This is a genomic window from Pseudarthrobacter arbutini, from assembly GCF_054510915.1.
Window position 1 is genome coordinate 121,240 of sequence record NZ_JBTNDQ010000010.1, and the last position, 13,375, is coordinate 134,614.

Genomic DNA, 13,375 nt, shown 5'->3' on the forward strand with positions numbered 1-13,375 from the left:
CGGCGTCAGATGTTTGTGCAGACGAGGTCGCCATTGTGAACTTCCAAGACGGCCGCCCGAATGTGGCTGAGGTGGTTCTTGGGGTCCGCTGTCATGCCGTCGATATCCTCGCCGTTCCAGTGCGGATGGGTGAAGTACACGATGAGCGCCCGTTCCTTACCGTCTGCCGTGGCCTCCAGCGGCACCACGTCCGCGTGCCGTCCTACTACTGGACCGCCGTCGGCCGTTTCAGGGGCTGTAAGGATGAGCCCGTCAGAATTCTCCTGCCGCGTCCAGCCGCCTGAGGCGTCCTCGGACCGGTAGATCGCCTGGCCACGCCATTCGTCCACGATCATCCAGAACTGCCCGTCGAGCTTGAAGACTTTGGGTCCTTCGTGCGGACGCCCGGCGATGGTCAGGCCTTCAAGAACCCACGACGACGGATCTGTCGGGGTCCTGCTTACCGCACTGTACGTGTCTGATCCCCGGGATTCATCCTTGTACCAGAGCCGATGCAGACCGTCTCCGCAAAGGCCACTGCCGCGTCGATGACCCGCGGAGACTTCAGGTCGATGGAACCGAGGAACTCCCACGTAACCAGGTCCGGGCTGGTCAATTGGACGATCGAGGCGTTGCCGGTCCAGTCAGTCCGCACTCCGCCGAGGACTGTGAGGTACATGATCCATTGATCGCCGATTCGGACGACGTCGGGCGCCCAGAGTGTGGCGGGCAGTTCAGTTCCTGGCGGGACCAGTCCGTCCAACGTGCCCTGATACTGCCAGTTGAGTCCGCCATCGGACGAGCGGGCCATCCCGATTGCCGTGCCGTGCACCCACTCGACACCCGTCAGGCCGGTTTCCGTCGCCCTGCGTTGGGTGTAGAAGAGTACCCATTCGCCGGTCAGGTGGTCCGATACCAGGATGGGGTCTGTGGGGCCGTCCCAGATGGGATCCCGGTAGGGAGTCTTGAAGGCGTCAGCGCCGAGCGGCGAGACGCTGGGTGCTGCAGGTTCACGGGATATACGGGAAGCGGTGGCTTCGGTGTGCACGGGAAACTCCAGGTGGCTGCGAAGTCGGAATTCCCTTCAGCATATGCGGGAAAGTGCTTTCCCGCAGCTGCTTCCCGGCTGCGTGACATGGCTCAGCCGGTGTTAGCGCAGGGGACTGGAGGTGCCGCACCGGCCCCAGGCTGTTGTGTCAGCCAGAGGAAGTCGGGTACGGATGGGTAAGGTGCCGGGTCTGGTTCTTGGAGGCAGCGCAGCCATTTCCGCTCCGGCCCTGGGTCTGCCGGTAGATGGCTTTCGGGCAGGGCAGGGCCAGGTTCCTTATGGGGAGGGAGTTGGTTCAGTATCTGGTTTGGCCAGATTGGTGGTTCCCAGTCGGGGTGTTCGCTGGCGTAGTGGCGGCCTGTGGGTGAAATCCAGCCGGGTGGTTCGGTGGAACTCGCCGTGGTGGGTTTCCAGGGTGTGGTGTGTTTGAGCCGGTGGTGCTTGGGGCAAGGCTGACCGAGATTACTGATCCCGGTGGTTCCGCCCTGGTGCCAGGCGAGGAGGTGGTCGGCTTCGTTGTCCAGGGACTGGTTGTTGCAGCCGGGGAAGGGGCACTTCCCATCCCGCAATCTGAGCCATTGGCGCATCGCTTTGGGGATCCGGTAGCTGTCACGGCCGATTTCCAGCGGCGCTCCGTCGCGGGGGTCCGTCAGGACGCGGTGGAACGAATCGGCGCCGTCGGCGACGAGGGCACGGGCCAAGGACGGCGGGATGGGCCCGTACCCATCGAGCATCGCGGGTTCATCAGTCAGGCCCATCAGCGCAAACACCGGCACAGTCACGAGGACCTGGGCCTTGGGTGACGGGATCAGATCGGCATGCCCGCCCAGAAGCCAAGCCGCGGCGCTGTCGGCGCGGAGTTGGGTGAGGGTCCTGGACTCGCTGGGTCCCTGCAGGGCGCGGGCGGCGGTGGTGGCGCGGTCCCAGATCCCGGAGGCCTGATCGGCCGGGAGGTAGGCGGAGAGCCAGGCCATGCCGTCCCGGTCCGGGGAGTACTCAAGCCGCCGGTCCGCCGCGCTGCGGGTGTGGCGTTTTTCGATGCTGTCCGGGTGGTGGCGTTCGCGCCAGGTCCGGGCCTTGTGACGGAACCGGGACGGGACCATCTCTCCGGCCGGGCCACCCCGTGCCGGGTTGGGTTCGTCCGGGTCCAGGAAATGCGCCTCCAACGCGTGCGCGGCAGCAGGATTCAGGTTTAGGGTTTCGTCCACCATGATCCGGGCGTGCTGCCACGAAATGGTCCCTGCTTCCAGGGCGGCGAGGGTCAATGGCAGAGCGGTGGTCAGGCGGTGTGCTTCGGCCAGCAGCGCGTCACTCGTGCGTTCACTGACGGTCAGGGCGCAGGCGACCTCGGCCACGATGCCCATGTCCTGGGCTGTCTGCTCCTGAGGGGAAGTGATGGGGCCCGCGACGGCCTGTGCGGCCTCGTCGTAACCGCTGGCGGCATGGACCTTCACGGCGGCGAACATGGCTTCCATCCCGACGGTTCCGGACAGGACGGTCAGGCAAAGCTCAGCCTGCCAGCGAGCCAGGTCCCCACACGTCGCGGACGGACCAGGTGCTGAAGGGCAATCAGCCGGACCAGCTGCAGCCGGGCTGGCGGCCGTCCCACGAAGCACACCGGCCATCTGCAAAGCAGAGGCCGCGATGGTCTCCAGAATCTCTGCCGATGCCGTGTTGTCCATACTTCCATCATGTCGAGGGGGTACGACATTTTAGGGTGACAGACTCCACACCCGGCATGACAGATCAGAACGCCCCGCGCTAGTAGCGTGTTCACCTCCGCCGCACTCCTGAAGGACATAACGATCAACCGCTCCGCCGCCACCAAAGCACTGACGCTGTTCACCACGCTGTTTCTCGCCAGCGCCCTCACCGGTTGCGACGCCGCAGCCCAGGCCGCAAACAAGGTGGCCGAAGCGGTCAGGGAAGCACCGCCGTCGGGCAACTCCGGCGAATCATCTGTGAGCCCAGCCGACGTGGCAACGGCCCTCGCCCAGCTGGAGACTATCCCGGTGAAGGGGCGCGCACCCAAGACCGGCTACACCCGCGAGGAATTCGGCCCCGCGTGGGCGGACGTCGACCGAAACGGCTGCGATACCCGAAACGACATCCTCGCCAGGGACCTCGACGGCGAGACGTTCAAGCCCGGCACGCAGAACTGCGTCGTTACGACCGGTACGCTGGCCGACAAATACACCGGCACGACCATCGACTTTGTCCGTGGCAACACCACCAGCTCCGCCGTCCAGATCGACCACCTGGTTGCCCTCAGCGACGCCTGGCAGAAGGGCGCCCAGCAGCTCAGCGCCGAACAGCGCAGGCAGTTGGCCAACGATCCCCTGAACCTCATGGCTGCCGACGGGCCCACCAACAGCGCCAAGGGCGACAAGGATGCGGCCACCTGGCTTCCGCCAAACAAGGCGTTCCGGTGCGAATACGTAGCCCGCCAGACCGCCGTGAAAGCCAACTACAGCCTGTGGGTCACCCAGGCCGAGCGGGACGCGATCGCAGGTATCCTAGCAGCCTGCAGTTAGGCTTTGACCGCGCTCAGTCCTTGAACAGGCCCGCGAGATCCTCGGCCGTGATCGAACCGCTGGACAGGGCGTCGCCTTCCATCACATCCGCGAACAGCTGCGACTTCCGGGCCTTCAGGGCCATGACCTTTTCCTCGATCGTGTCCTTGGCCACCAGCCGGTAGACCATCACATTCCGCGCCTGCCCGATCCGGTGCGTCCGGTCCACGGCCTGCGCCTCGGACGCGGGGTTCCACCAGGGATCGAGTAGGAAAACGTAGTCGGCCTCGGTCAGGTTCAAGCCAAAGCCGCCGGCCTTCAGCGAAATCAGGAACACCGGCGCGCTGCCGTTCTTGAATTCGTTGACGACGTCGGTACGGTTCCGGGTGCCGCCGTCGAGATAGCAGAACTCGATCTTCTCCTCCACAAGCCGTTCGCGGACCTTGCCCAGGAATCCGGTGAACTGGCTGAAGATCAGTGCGCGGTGGCCCTCGGCCACCAGGTCCTCCAGCTGCTCGAACAGCACGTCCAGTTTGCTGGACCGGACGCCGGACAGCGACGGATCGACCAGCGACGCGTCCAGGCTGAGCTGACGCAGCAGGGTCAGGGACTGGAAGATGGTGAACCGGTTCTTGTTCACGTCCTCGATCAGGCCCAGGATCTTCTGCCGCTCGCGCTGCAGGTGTGTCTGGTAGACCTTCTGGTGGCGCGGGTTCAGTACCACCTCTAGGATCTGCTCCTGCTTGGGCGGCAGGTCCTGGATGACCTGGTCCTTGGTGCGGCGCATCATCAGCGGACGGACGCGACGGCGGAGCTTGTCCAGCTGCCCCTTGTCGCCGTTCTTTTCCACCGGCTTCTGGTAGTACTCGGCGAACCGTTTGGGGCTGGAGAAGAGGCCCGGCGCCACGATGGATGTCAGCGCCCAGAACTCCATGAGGTTGTTCTCCAGCGGCGTGCCGGTGATGGCCAGCTTGAACGCCGCGGGCAGCTTCCGGGCGCACTGGTAGGCCTTGGACTGGTGGTTCTTCACAAACTGGGCTTCGTCGAGCACCAGCCCGGCCCAGGTCTTGGAGGCATAGGAATCGTAGTCGATCCGGAACAGCGCGTAGGACGTGATCACGATGTCCGCGCCGGCAAGTTCAACGGCCGCGTCCTGGCTGTTTTTGGCGAACGTTTCGCTCACGATACGGACCGTGAGGCCGGGAGCGAAGCGTGCGGCTTCCGCCGCCCAGTTGCCCACGACGCTGGTGGGGGCAACCACCAAAAAGGGAGTCACGCCGTCGGGCGCTGGAACGTCGGGCGCTGGTGTTTCAGCACCCTCAGACACAGACGCAGCCTGCTCCTTCGCGGCGCACATCAGGGCGAGTGCCTGCACGGTCTTGCCCAAGCCCATGTCGTCGGCGAGGATCCCGCCGAGGCTGTGCCGATACAGGAAGGTGAGCCAGTTGTAGCCCTCGAGCTGGTACGGCCGCAGCTCCGCATTGAGCGAGGGAGGCAGCGGCAGCCCGTTGATCCCGCCTTCGAGCAGCCCGCCCACGGCCTCACGCCAGGCGGCGGCCTGTTCATCGACAATGCCAAGCTGCGCGAGCTCGTCCCAGAGCCCGGCCTGGAAACGGCTGATCTGCAGCGGGGCGTCCTTGTTGTCCTGCAGCGAGCGGGCCTCCTCGATGAGGGCGCGCAGCTGGTGCAGTTCCGGCAGGTCCAGCGAGAAGTAGGCGCCGCTGGGCAGGAGCATCTTGGTCTGGCCCGCGGCCAGCGCGGAGAATACGGCGGCGAAGGAAACCGGCTGCCCCTCCAAAGAGATCTGGATGCCAAGGTCGAACCAGTCGCGCTGTTCTGTGGCCTTGGTGGAGATGGAAACGACCGGCGCTTCCTCGGCCTCGCGGTAGTCGGCGATGTCGCCGGCAGTGTCCACTGATACGTCCGGCGCGTTCCGGAGTTCGGGCAGGACGTCTTCCGTGAAGGCCAGGGTATCCAGGCCGTTCAGTTCGGCGGACGCGGACAGGCGTGGCGTGCCCCAGCCGCCGGTGGCCGATTCGCCCAGGGCCGGAACAACGTTCCACGGCTGGCCGATGCCCTCCAGGATGCGGGCCTCGGCGGTGTCGTCGCGGTAGCCGTGGTCGCCGGGGTGCCGCCACAGCGGTTGGGCCGTGACCAGGTTTCCGGACTTGTAGTGCCATTCCCAGTGCAGCCGGACGCGGTGGTCCGCGCCGTAATTGGCCAGCAGGGAAAGGGTAGGGAGGGCCAGGGCGGGCAGTGCCACCGACTCGTCCGTCGCCGTGACCCGGGCAGCCTGCTTGAGCTTCGGGTAGAAGCCCGTGAGGAAACGCGTCTCGTCCTTCGCCGGAATGTGCAGGGTGCTGCCGGCAGTCACGAAGGTCAGCAGTTCCTCGCTCAGCCCGTTTTCCAGCGGGGCCAGCGTGATCACATTGTCCGCGGAAACACCGGGCAACGCCTCCCCGCCGGTGGTCAGGAAAATGCCGTGCGCGGGGCGGCCAATGGTCCCCACCGACGCCGGATCAACGTCTTCCCCCTCAACGGTGATGGTGGGCGCGAGCTCCAGCCCGCCGTCGTCGTGCGTTGCGCCGGGAGCCGCAGCGTCCCCACTCACAGGCGAGCCGTAACGGCTCAAATTAAGCCCGACGGCGGCGGGAGACTCCGCGAGCCGCACCGGCTCGGTGCCGCGGCTGTGAACCAGGGCGAGGCCGATCTTTTTGGCGTCGACGAGCAGGCTCCACATGTTCTTCCCGGCGAACGTGTTCAGGCCCAGCCACAGCGCGGAGGAGTTATGAACCCGGTTGGCGGCGGCGGTGTGTGCGGCCAGGAACGCCTGCATCCACTCGATGTGCGCCTCGTTGCATTCGCGGCGGAAGTTCAGGTAGCTCAGGGTGTTCCAGGAGACGTCGCCGCGGATCCACTTGCCCTTGGCGCCCATGATCACGGGCCGGGCCTTGAGCTGGCGGACGCTGCGGAGCGGGTCGCGGCGGCCTGTGTAGGAGAAGTGCGGCGCCGGTTCCTCGATCTCGAACTGGAGTGCCAGCGGGATGCCGCTGATGGACTGGGTGATGCCCGGCTGCGAAATGAGCGGGCTGAGTGCCTGCTCCCAGTCGGCCAGGTCCAGGCTGGCGGGCTGGCGGGAAAGCCGGGACACTTCAGCCGGGGCCAGGAGCTGGACGCGGATGGCCGGGTTGTCCTCGGCGGCGAACAGCAGCGCGGCCACGTGCTTGCAGTCCTTGCGGACGGGGCAGCTGCAGACACCCACGGTGCAGCTCCAGCCGCCCGATTTCCGCACCAGCTTGGCCGTGGTGGAGTACGGGACGTCGGCACCTCCCCGGACCTTGCCCAGCATCAGCCCGGTGGCGGCGTCGAACGACATCCCGGAAACCCGGCTGCCCATGGCATACGCCAACCCGGCCGCGAGGGAGCGGTCGTTAATGGCGGGGGTCTGAATTGCCAGTGCCGCACTCTCGTCCGGTTGGGATGGCATGGTGCGCGCTACTTTCAGCTGGCCACGGGGGTGCCGTGTCCGATCGGAGGTTATCTGCTTCATCTTAGTTCGCCCGGACGGAGCCTGAAACTTCGCCTGACGTTCACTTCCGCCTCAACACGGCGCCGCCCCCGCCGACGTAGCGTGAAAGTGTCCCTAGCAGCACCCGGCATTCAGCAGTGAGGAATCCCATGACCAAGAGCCAGAACCCTGTCGTCCTGACCCAGGCCAGCATCGAAGCAGGCAGCGAGGAGGTCGTAGATGCCAACGTTCACGTGGTGAACGCCATGTACGGGAAACTGCTCGACGCCGGCGAGATCGCGCCCGCCGCGCTCGGCAGCTACTACGCTGACTTCTACGTCACGCAGTCCTTGGAGGGCGGCTTCGCCCAGTACGTGTTCACTGCAGACCGCGACGAAGTGGACCCGCTCATCCGCGAGGGCCTCGCCGGGATGGGCGCAACGGCCCACCTGGAGCTCTTCAACCGGACCGTTGCGGCGTTTGATGCCTTGTCCGAGGAAGACGAGGAACGCTACCTCGACGGCGACCTGGACACCGAGGAAGAGTCCAACGACGCCGTGCGCACCATCGAAGAGCTCGACGGCGAGTTCGAGGAACTGTTCGAAACTGAAAACATCACAGCGCTCAACGCCGCGTGGCTCCTGTCCCAGGAGGGCCTGCTGGTGCTCGACGAAGAAGAACTCGACGCCTACATCGAGCGTCAGGTGGCGCTCATCCCCAACCTGGAGGAGCGCCAGGCCGCGGCCGACGAGGAAGCGCTGGAGGACGCCCCGGACTTCGAGGTCATCATCCGCGAACTGTGCGACATCGCCGGCTACACGCTCCAGAAGATCACCATGGGCGACCCCAACTACATGCACGACGGCGAGAAGACGCTGGCCTGGCACTTCACCACGGACCACGGCGACTTCATCATGGTCGAGGACGACGAAGAGGCGTTCATGATCAACCCGGAGACCCAGGAAATCGTCGCCGCCGTTGAGTTCGAGGAAGCGGACGACGACGAGATGATCGACGCGTAGGACCCTCACCACGGCTGCGGGCCGGGTTCGTCGGAGGTTTCCGGCGACCCGGCCCGCTGTTGTTCCTGCCGTTAAGTGTTCTGGTCCAGCGCCCTGGCGAGGATTTCCAGCAGTTCGTCGTCCACCTGGTCCACAGCCGTGAGCCGGACGCGGCGGTCAAAGGGATCATCGGCCCGGAGCGCATCGGCGATGGGCCGCAGCTCCGGGTGGTTGATGTACTGGCCATCGATGAGCTCGTCGGCGTCGCGCAGCATAAAGTCCGGATAGCCGAACAGCTCCCACGAGACGGCGTACTGCGCGTAGCCTGTGACGCCGTGCTCGTCGCGCATCCAGTGGCGGAGCTCGGCGTCGTTCTTCAGCCCGGCGGAGCGTGCCAGCCCTGCCCAGTAGCCGACGTCGTGCCCCGTCTTTCGCAGGAGCAGGGCTTTGTTGCTGTCCACCATGGTCTGCCAGGTCTTGGCCGTTTTCTGCTGTTCCGGAGTGATCGCCATGCCCCGATGCTAGTGCGGTCCATAGGCCGGCGCCGGGCCCTGGAAAAGAAAATTGGGAGGCGCCGTAACTTTCCCGGTCCGGCCAACGATGAAGGGGGTGAAGGGTTCCTCACGGAGCCGGATCTGAATTGTTCTCTAGGTTTTGGAGTTTCATATGTCGTTGTTCACTGTTCTCGCCACCAGCAAAATCGCCGCCGGAGTACTCGCCGCGGGCACCCTGGCCGTCGGTGGAACCGGCGTCGCAGCTGCTTCCGGCGCCCTCCCGGCCGATGCACAGCAGACCGCACACGAACTGCTCGGCGCCCCGGCCCCCAAGCTGGCCGCTGACGCCACCGAGTCGGCTTCCGCAAACGCTTCCGGCGATGCAGCAGTAACCGGCGAAGCAGCCGTCTCCGACGATGAGGTCGCAGCCGAGGCCAATGCCTCCGCCGCTGCCGGCACCGCAGTGGACGCAGCTGGCGCCGCAGCCTTTGGCCTCTGCACCACCTTCGCCAACGGTGGACTGAACGAAGCCTCCGAGGGCTTCTCCTCGCTGGTCATCGCCGCCGAGGGTGAAACCAACGTTGACGCCTTCTGCGCCGATGTTGTTGCGAAGGGTGCCGGTTCCGCTGACGCCGACGCTTCCGGCGAGGGTTCCGCCACCGTAACGGCTGAGCGCCCCGAGCTGCCCGCTGTTCCTGCCGTACCGGCAGTTCCGGGTGTCGACGGCGTGCCTGCCGTTCCCGCCGTGCCTGCTGTTCCGGCCGTGCCGGGCGACGTTGTAGACGTTCCGGCCGTTTCGGGCCACTAGGACCTGCTCAGCTAGTGTGGACTGCGGGAACCGGCTCCGGACGGACCGGATTCCCGCAGTCCACATGGCAGCCAGATAGCTGACCGACCGCAGCTGACCGACAGCAGCGGAGCACGCCGCGCCGAATACCGGGATGAGCGACTACGCTGCCCGGGATGGAGGAGCCACTGGTGCTAGACACTTTGGCCGAAGAAGACATAGATACATTTGCAGACACAGCCGGTGCTGATCCGGCTGTGCTGTTCGGCGCTGTCTATCGAACCTTGTCCGGAGCGGTCCTGGGTTACCTCAAGGCCCGCGGCGTGGATGATCCCGAGGCTGTCACCCAGGATGTGTTCCTGGCGTTTTTCCCCAAGATTGGTGAGCTGACCGGCGGCCTTCAGGGCGCCAAGTCGTTGGTGTTCTCCATCGCCCACGCCCGGATGGTGGATTACTACCGGCGGGTTGAACGCAGGCCGGACTTCACTCCGTACGACCCCCTGCAGGACGGGCGCAGCACGGCGTCCGCGGAGGACCACGCCTTGGGCCACAGCGGCGGCGCGACTGCCCTGCTTGAAGGCCTCGCCGATGACCACCGCGAGGTCCTGACGCTGCGGGTGGTGGCGGACTTATCCATCGAACAGGTGGCCGGCATCATGGGCAAGTCCCAGGGTGCCATCAAGCAGCTCCAACGCAGGGCGCTGCAAAACCTCAAGGACCAGACTCTTAGAAGAAACCAGGCAGATCATGAGTGATACCGCAGGCACACGCATCGGTTCCCGCGACGACGCCTCTGTTGACCGGCTGCTGCTGGAGGCAGGGTTCGACGACGACGGCGGCCTCCGCCCCGCGCTGCTGGAACTCCGTGCGCTCGCAGCCGAGCAGCCGGCGCCCTCCGCTGCCGTTGCCGCGCTCATGATGCCTGCCGTGACACAGACTCCTGCCGTGACACAGACTGTTGTCCCGACGCCTGGACCGAGCCACGCGGCAGCGACCCGTCACCTGGCGGTGGCGGCATCCCCTCAATCAGAGCCCGCCGTAGGCCCCGCCGAGGCAGCCGGCCAGGTCACGGCGGCCACCGACGAGCTTGCCGCCCGCCGTCGTGCCAAGCGCAGAATCACCCTCACCACCCTGTCCGTAGCGGTTTCGCTGGCGGCCGGCGGCGCCGTTGCCGTGGCCTCCGACCAGGGGATCCGGGATTCCATCGACCAGGTCAACCACGCAGTTACATCCTTCGTGTCCACCGTTGGCGGCGGGCCTGCGCCCGCGCCGGTGGAGACCCCGGCTCCGGGACCGGGCCAGCCCGCCGTCCCCGCCGTAGGACCCACCGGCACGGCTGACACTGTGCCGGTTCCGGCCGTCCCGGGATCCGGTTCCAGCCAGGCCACGCAGCCCGCTCCGGCCCCATCAGGTTCAGGTCCGGCAGTGCCCCTGCCGGACCTCCCGCTACCTGAAAACGTCACGCCGGGTATGCCGGGTGGGCCGCTGAACGGCGAGGGACAGCCCCCGGCTCTGCCCCTGCCGGCCACGCCTCCAGTCCCGCTGCCCGGCCTCCACCCTTAGGCGGTTCGTCCATGGGCGGTTCGTCCGTGGGCCCCAGAACTGCCAGTAGCCAGAACTGTCGGTAGCGAGAACTGTCAGTAGCCTGACGCCGCTGTCCGGATCATTTCCCCGGCCGGCGTGGCCAGGTACCAGACGTTGTTGACGCCCTGCCCCAGCACGTCGCCGGGCTTCTTGTCCTGCGCGAAGTAGTACAGCGGCAGTCCATTCAGGGTCACCTGTTTGGCCCCGTCCGGCGTCGTGATTGTCCCGAGCGTGCCGGTGACGCCTTCGGCGGCGGGCTTGGCCGCCGTGGTGAGGAGCGGTGGCCACGCGGTCAGGCACGCCCCCGTGCAGGCGCTGGTGCCGGAATCCTTCACGTCCTTGGTGAAGAAATAGACGCTCATGCCCGAGGCATCCACCACGATGTTGCCGGCGCTGGAGGATGCTGTCTTGAGGTCGACGGCGGCCGCGGCGGTGGGGGAGCCGGCGGTCGGGGCGGCGGACGTGGCGGCCGGGCTGGTGGCCGCCGGAGTGGTTGTGGTGGTTCCGGGGCTGCCGCCGCAGCCGGAAAGTGCGGCGATGAGAGCCGCTGCGGCAAGACCTGTGCACAAATGCTGTTTCATGGGATGCTCCTCGGCTGGGGCCCGGCGTAGGTCACCGGACGCTAACCGGTACGACGCACCAGGGTGAAGAATGGTTCAAAGTGAACCGTTTTCCGTCCGCCGACGTTATATCGCATGAGTGCTCGGAGCTTCAGCGTCGTTGTAGTCGCGCATTTGTAACCGCAGGCCGGATCAGGGACAGGAGGGCGGCATGCCGCTGGACGAGGACGTGGTGGCTGCGATCTACCGCGAACACGGCTCCGCCCTGCGCCGTTTTGTCCTCAGCGCCTCCCGCGACCCACAGCTGGCAGAGGACGTGGTCCAGGAGACCGTGCTGCGCGTCTGGCAGCAGGCCCCGGACATCACCGGAAGCCTGCGCAGCTACCTGTTCCGTACAGCGCGGAACATCATGATCGACAACTACCGCAAAGCCCAAAGGCGCCCGGCCGAAGTGATGGAACGCGAACTCGCCGATCCCGCCGAGGCCGTGGAACGGGTGGATGAACTCCTGAACCGTGTGCTGATGGAAGAGGCGCTGCTGCGGCTCAGTACCGAACACCGCGAGGTCCTCGTCGCCCTCCACTACCGCCGTTTCACCGTCAACGAGGCCGCCGTGCAGCTGAACATCCCCAGCGGAACCGTGAAGTCCCGGGCCTATTACGCCGTTAGGGCGCTGCGGACCATCCTCGACGAGATGGGGGTGGAGCGGTGAACGCCTCTGAGCTGCACCAGCTGCTGGGCGCCTACGTGCTCGGCGGGCTTGACCCCGCGGATTCGCAACGTTTCGAAGCCCACCTCGAGGACTGCGCGGACTGCCGCACCGAACTCGCCGAGCTTGAAAGCCTGCCGGCCCTGCTGGATGCGCTTCCCGTCCCGGACGCGGTGGCGCTCACCGGGAGCGCCCGCCCCGGGGTGGCCCCCGAGCCGGCCAGCTCCGTGCCCCGCAGGGTCCTCGATGAACTGGCCACCCGGCGTCGTAAATTACGACGGCGGTGGGCGGCCGTGGTGGGCGCCGTCGCCGCGGCGTCCCTCGCCTTGGGGGTGGCCGCGGCCCCGCTGCTCAGCCGGCCGCCGGAGCCGGACGCCAGCTACTCGGTCCAGTCCGGCAACGGCCTGCAGTTCAGCATCGACCTTGCCCGGAAAACATGGGGCACCGAGCTTGCCGTGAACGGCAGCAAACTGCCGCTGGACGGAACCCTCTCGCTCTGGATCCGGGACCGCGACGGCGGCGAGGACCGGGCATGTGCCTGGACGGCCACGCCCAGCGGGAGGGTGAAGGTCATGGGCGCCACGCCCGTTCAGCTGGCCAGCATCGCCAGCCTGGAACTGCGGGACGAAACCCAGCACGCCGTGGCTGTGATTACGGTGCCGTGATTATTGTGCAGTGAGGGCGCGGAACTCGGCCACCAGGGCCGGATCCTCGCAGGCGCGGGCAAACGCTTCGATCCTCTTATTGATCTCACGGCCCAGGAGCCAGGCGCCCATCCGCTCCGCCACCGGCCGCAACCAGGCCGGGCGGCACGAAAAGGTGTACTTCCAGACGGCGCGCGTGCCGCCGTCGTCCGCGGTGAAACGCCAGCCGCCGCCGAAATTCCCGAAGAACCACGGTCCGGACACCATGGTCATACCGACGTTCCTGGGTGGCGCATAGGAAACGTACTCGCTCACCATCACCAGGCCCAGGCGGGACACGGTCCGAGTCCGGACGCCCTTTCCGGCGGACGTTGCGCCGTCCAGGAAACCTTGGGCAGAGATGAACGGGTCCCACTGGAGCCGGAACGCGCCCGTGGTCTGGGAGAGGGCAAAGACTGTCTCCGGATCGAGGCGGATGAGGCGTTCGGCGCGTACCTGGGGCATGGACCCACCCTAACCGGAGGCCGGGTGGGCCGGGTGGGGGCGAG

At 66.5% G+C, this 13,375-nt stretch carries 14 protein-coding genes; 7 read left to right on the forward strand and 7 right to left on the reverse strand.

All coding sequences use genetic code 11. The features are described from left to right. Positions 1 to 5: 5 nt before the first annotated feature. From ACX80V_RS12965 to ACX80V_RS12975, 3 genes are all read right to left on the reverse strand, one after another. The gene (locus ACX80V_RS12965; RefSeq protein ID WP_485843471.1) at positions 6 to 329 is read right to left on the reverse strand and encodes a glycoside hydrolase family protein; all 324 of its coding nucleotides are present in this window, start codon (positions 327 to 329) and stop codon (positions 6 to 8) included. 110 nt (positions 330 to 439) lie between these two features. Then, positions 440 to 1,027, reverse strand: a complete 588-nt coding sequence (locus ACX80V_RS12970; RefSeq protein WP_485843472.1) for a glycoside hydrolase family protein — start codon at positions 1,025 to 1,027, stop codon at positions 440 to 442. A gap of 92 nt (positions 1,028 to 1,119) precedes the next feature. Beyond that, positions 1,120 to 2,709 (reverse strand): HNH endonuclease signature motif containing protein, encoded by a 1,590-nt coding sequence (locus ACX80V_RS12975; protein ID WP_485843473.1) that lies wholly within the window; start codon positions 2,707 to 2,709, stop codon positions 1,120 to 1,122. A gap of 87 nt (positions 2,710 to 2,796) precedes the next feature. Between ACX80V_RS12975 and ACX80V_RS12980 the strand changes: the two genes are divergently transcribed. Next, entirely contained in the window at positions 2,797 to 3,561 is a 765-nt protein-coding gene (locus ACX80V_RS12980; protein WP_485843474.1) for an HNH endonuclease family protein, read from the forward strand. A gap of 13 nt (positions 3,562 to 3,574) precedes the next feature. On the opposite strand, the gene ACX80V_RS12985 is transcribed toward ACX80V_RS12980, so the two are convergent. After that, positions 3,575 to 7,027: a DEAD/DEAH box helicase gene (locus ACX80V_RS12985; protein WP_485843475.1), complete on the reverse strand. Its 3,453-nt coding sequence runs from the start codon at positions 7,025 to 7,027 to the stop codon at positions 3,575 to 3,577. A gap of 191 nt (positions 7,028 to 7,218) precedes the next feature. On the opposite strand from ACX80V_RS12985, the gene ACX80V_RS12990 reads away from it, so the two are divergent. After that, the gene (locus ACX80V_RS12990; RefSeq protein ID WP_485843476.1) at positions 7,219 to 8,070 is read left to right on the forward strand and encodes a DMP19 family protein; all 852 of its coding nucleotides are present in this window, start codon (positions 7,219 to 7,221) and stop codon (positions 8,068 to 8,070) included. 71 nt (positions 8,071 to 8,141) lie between these two features. Here the strand turns inward: ACX80V_RS12990 and ACX80V_RS12995 are convergent, their stop codons facing one another. Beyond that, on the reverse strand, positions 8,142 to 8,561 hold the full coding sequence (locus ACX80V_RS12995) for a hypothetical protein (protein WP_485843477.1): 420 nt from the start codon (positions 8,559 to 8,561) through the stop codon (positions 8,142 to 8,144). Positions 8,562 to 8,715: 154 nt separating this feature from the next. On the opposite strand from ACX80V_RS12995, the gene ACX80V_RS13000 reads away from it, so the two are divergent. The 3 genes from ACX80V_RS13000 to ACX80V_RS13010 all read left to right on the forward strand — a co-directional run bounded on the left by ACX80V_RS13000 (position 8,716) and on the right by ACX80V_RS13010 (position 10,893). Next, a complete protein-coding gene (locus ACX80V_RS13000) occupies positions 8,716 to 9,351 on the forward strand; it encodes a protein tyrosine phosphatase (protein WP_485843478.1) in 636 nt (211 codons plus the stop codon). A gap of 155 nt (positions 9,352 to 9,506) precedes the next feature. Next, positions 9,507 to 10,085 (forward strand): RNA polymerase sigma factor, encoded by a 579-nt coding sequence (locus ACX80V_RS13005; RefSeq protein WP_485843479.1) that lies wholly within the window; start codon positions 9,507 to 9,509, stop codon positions 10,083 to 10,085. Further along, complete coding sequence (locus tag ACX80V_RS13010; protein ID WP_485843480.1) at positions 10,078 to 10,893, forward strand: hypothetical protein; 816 nt, start codon at positions 10,078 to 10,080, stop codon at positions 10,891 to 10,893. Before ACX80V_RS13005 ends, ACX80V_RS13010 begins: the two co-directional genes overlap by 8 nt. Positions 10,894 to 10,967: 74 nt before the next feature. Here the strand turns inward: ACX80V_RS13010 and ACX80V_RS13015 are convergent, their stop codons facing one another. Continuing rightward, on the reverse strand, positions 10,968 to 11,495 hold the full coding sequence (locus tag ACX80V_RS13015; protein ID WP_485843481.1) for a COG4315 family predicted lipoprotein: 528 nt from the start codon (positions 11,493 to 11,495) through the stop codon (positions 10,968 to 10,970). A gap of 190 nt (positions 11,496 to 11,685) precedes the next feature. Between ACX80V_RS13015 and ACX80V_RS13020 the strand changes: the two genes are divergently transcribed. Together ACX80V_RS13020 and ACX80V_RS13025 are read left to right on the forward strand one after the other, a co-directional pair. Further along, positions 11,686 to 12,186 carry a sigma-70 family RNA polymerase sigma factor gene (locus ACX80V_RS13020; protein ID WP_485843482.1) on the forward strand — a complete coding sequence of 167 codons (501 nt, stop codon included), beginning with the start codon at positions 11,686 to 11,688 and terminating at the stop codon, positions 12,184 to 12,186. Continuing rightward, on the forward strand, positions 12,183 to 12,848 hold the full coding sequence (locus ACX80V_RS13025) for an anti-sigma factor family protein (protein ID WP_485843483.1): 666 nt from the start codon (positions 12,183 to 12,185) through the stop codon (positions 12,846 to 12,848). The genes ACX80V_RS13020 and ACX80V_RS13025 overlap by 4 nt, the downstream gene beginning before the upstream one ends. Here ACX80V_RS13025 and ACX80V_RS13030 read toward each other — a convergent pair whose 3' ends face one another. After that, on the reverse strand, positions 12,849 to 13,331 hold the full coding sequence (locus tag ACX80V_RS13030; protein WP_485843484.1) for a type II toxin-antitoxin system RatA family toxin: 483 nt from the start codon (positions 13,329 to 13,331) through the stop codon (positions 12,849 to 12,851). Positions 13,332 to 13,375: the final 44 nt, after the last annotated feature.